Below are 2,961 nucleotides of genomic sequence, written 5' to 3'. Positions count from 1 at the left end.
CAACTCGTCTACCGGCGCGGTCCGGTCGTGCGCGGTGGGACCCGATGCGCGGGCCGCCGCGGCGAGGACCTCCGCCTCTGCCCCCGGCACCGTCGGCACGAGCGTGGCGCCCGTCTTGCGCACCGACGGGGAGGCGAACGGGGCCACCGAGAATACCCGCACCCCGAGGTCCCGCGCGGCCCTGCGCAGGCGGAGGAAGACGATCGGCGACTCCTCCTCGGGGTCGAAGCCCACCAGCAGGACCACCGGAGCGGTCTCGAGATCGGCGTAGGTGACCACTCCCTCTTCTCCCGGGCCACGGCCGACCACACGTCGGGTGAGGAAATCGGCCTCCTCGCCGGAGTGGTGGCGCGCGCGGAAGTCGACGTCGTTCGTGCCCAGGACCGCGCGGGCGAACTTGGCGTAGGCGTAGGCGTCTTCGCGGGTCAGTCGGCCGCCGGTCAGGACACCGGTGCGACCGCGCGCGGCGGACAGCCCCGCGGCGGCCGTGGCCAGGGCGGTGCTCCACGGGACCGGCACCAGGCCACCGTCCCGGCCCCGGATCATCGGGGTGGTGAGGCGGTCGGGCCGCGTGGCGTAGACGAAGGCCCAACGACCCTTGTCGCAGTTCCACTCCTCGTTGACGTCCGGATCGTCCCCGGCGAGTCTGCGCAGTACCTTCCCGCGGCGGTGATCGGTCCGCTGCCCGCACCCACTGGCGCAGTGCTCGCAGACACCGGGGCTCGAGACCAGGTCGAACGGGCGTGCACGGAAGCGGTACGCGGAGCCGGTGAGCGCGCCGACGGGACAGATCTGGACGGTGTTGCCGGAGAAGTACGACTCGAACGGCTCGTCCCCGTAGACGCCCACCTGCTGTCGGGAGCCCCGTTCCATCAGGTCGATGAACGGGTCGCCCGCGATCTGATCCGAGAACCGGGTGCACCGGGCGCACATCACGCACCGCTCGCGGTCGAGCAGGACCTGGGACGAGATGGCGATGGGCTTGGGGAACGTGCGCTTGACCTCGGTGAAGCGCGAGTGACCGTGGCCGCTCGAGAGCGCCTGGTTCTGCAGCGGGCACTCCCCGCCCTTGTCGCAGACCGGGCAGTCCAGCGGGTGGTTGATGAGCAGGAGCTCCATGACCCCGCGTTGGGCCTTGTCCGCGATCTCGGAGGTGAACTGGGTGCGCACCACCATGTCCTCGGTGACCGGGGTGGTGCAGGAGGTCACGGGTTTGGGGGCGCCCTCGACCTGCACGACGCACTGGCGGCACGCGCCGGCCGGTTCGAGCAGCGGGTGGTCGCAGAACCGGGGGATCTGCACCCCGAGGCGTTCGGCGGCGCGAATCACCAGCGTGCCGGCCGGCACGGAGACGCGGCGGCCGTCCACGGTGAGGGTGACGAGGTCGTCGTTCTTCTCGGGCGCCAGGTCGGCCACGGTGTCGTCGGCGCGGGGGGTGATCTTGTTGGCCACGGCATCGTCGGCGGTGCTGCCCGAGGGGGTGGCCGGGCGGTCGGGTGCGGCGTCACCTGCGGTCATCGGGCCACCTCCTCGGCCGGGGCGAAGACGGTGGAGCGGCGGTGGTCGAAGGGGCACCCGCCGGGGATGTGGGCCAGATACTCGTCGCGGAACAGCGCGATGGAGGACATGATCGGGGCGCCGGCGGCGTCGCCGAGTGCGCAGAACGATTTGCCGACGATGTTGTCCGAGATGTCGAGCAGTCGGTCCAGGTCGCTCTCGGTCGCGGTCCCGTCCTCGAGCCTGCGCATGATCTGCACCAGCCAGAACGTGCCCTCGCGGCAGGGGGTGCACTTGCCGCACGACTCGTGGGCGTAGAACTCCGTCCAGCGCAGCACGGCCCGCACCACGCACGTCGTGTCGTCGAAGATCTGCAGCGCCTTGGTGCCGAGCATGGACCCCTCGGCCGCGCAGCCCTCGTAGTCCAGGGGCATGTCCAGCTGGGCGTCCGTGAGGAGGGGGGTCGAGGAACCGCCGGGGGTCCAGAACTTGAGCGTGTGCCCCTCCCGGATCCCGCCGGCGTGCTGCAGGAGTTCGCGCAGGGTGATGCCGAGCGGCGCCTCGTACTGCCCGGGCCGGGTGACGTGGCCCGACAGCGAGTACAGGGTGAAGCCGGGGGACTTGTCCGAGCCCATCGATCGGAACCACTCGGGTCCGCGCTGGAGGATCGACGGAACGCTCGCGATGGACTCGACGTTGTTGACCACGGTGGGACAGGCGTAGAGACCGGCGACGGCGGGGAACGGCGGTCGGAGCCGGGGCTGTCCGCGCCGGCCCTCGAGGGAGTCCAGGAGTGCGGTCTCCTCTCCGCAGATGTAGGCGCCCGCCCCGGCGTGGACCACGATGTCGAGGTCGAACCCGCTGCCCAGGATGTCCCGGCCCAGGAACCCGGCCTCGTACGCCTCGGCGACCGCGGTCTGCAGACGCCGCAGGACCGGCACCACCTCGCCGCGGAGGTAGATGAACGCGTGGGAGGAGCGGATGGCGTACGCGGCGATCACCATCCCCTCGATCACGACGTGCGGGGTGGCCAGCATGAGGGGCATGTCCTTGCAGGTACCCGGCTCGGACTCGTCGGCGTTGACCACCAGGTACTTGGGCCGGTCTGCGGGGTCGGAGGCCCGGGGATCCCCGGGTGTGTCGGTGCTGTCGGGACTCCCGGAGCCGGGGGCCTGGGGGATGAAGCCCCACTTGCGGCCGGTGGGGAACCCCGCCCCGCCGCGACCGCGCAGACCCGCGTCGAGGACGGTGGAGATGACCTGATCCGGGCCGGCGGCCAGGGCGTTGCGGAGCCCGGTGTAGCCGTCGTGTGCCAGATAGGTCTCGAGCGTCCAGCTGTCCGGTGCGTCCCAGTAGCGACTGAGGTACGGCGCGAGCGGCATGTCAGACCTCCTCCTCGTCGGCGTCGGCGGGCGCCTGCATCCCGGCCGATCCCGCGGCCCGCAGGCCGGCGAGGGTGGGCGC

At 71.7% G+C, this 2,961-nt stretch carries 2 protein-coding genes; both read right to left on the bottom strand.

The window, feature by feature from the left end; genetic code table 11:
* Positions 1-1,518, bottom strand: a 1,518-nt coding sequence (locus IY392_RS11400) for an NADH-quinone oxidoreductase subunit G (RefSeq protein WP_228549313.1), incomplete at its 3' end; no start/stop codon positions are given.
* Positions 1,515-2,879, bottom strand: coding sequence for an NADH-quinone oxidoreductase subunit NuoF (gene nuoF, locus IY392_RS11395; RefSeq protein ID WP_107755515.1), 1,365 nt, complete (start codon positions 2,877-2,879; stop codon positions 1,515-1,517). The genes IY392_RS11400 and nuoF, both read right to left, overlap by 4 nt.
* Between the last annotated feature and the right edge of the window lie 82 nt (positions 2,880-2,961).

The organism is Dietzia sp. SYD-A1 (genome assembly GCF_015356725.1).
Classification (GTDB): domain Bacteria; phylum Actinomycetota; class Actinomycetes; order Mycobacteriales; family Mycobacteriaceae; genus Dietzia.
Note: the sequence above shows the minus strand (reverse complement) of the source record. Positions and strands in the feature narration are given on the sequence as shown.

Bases quoted from the DNA above. Each gene is read 5' to 3' on its own strand.
- nuoF (WP_107755515.1), bottom strand. From the start codon at position 2,879: ATGCCGCTCGCGCCGTACCTCAGTCGCTACTGGGACGCACCGGACAGC.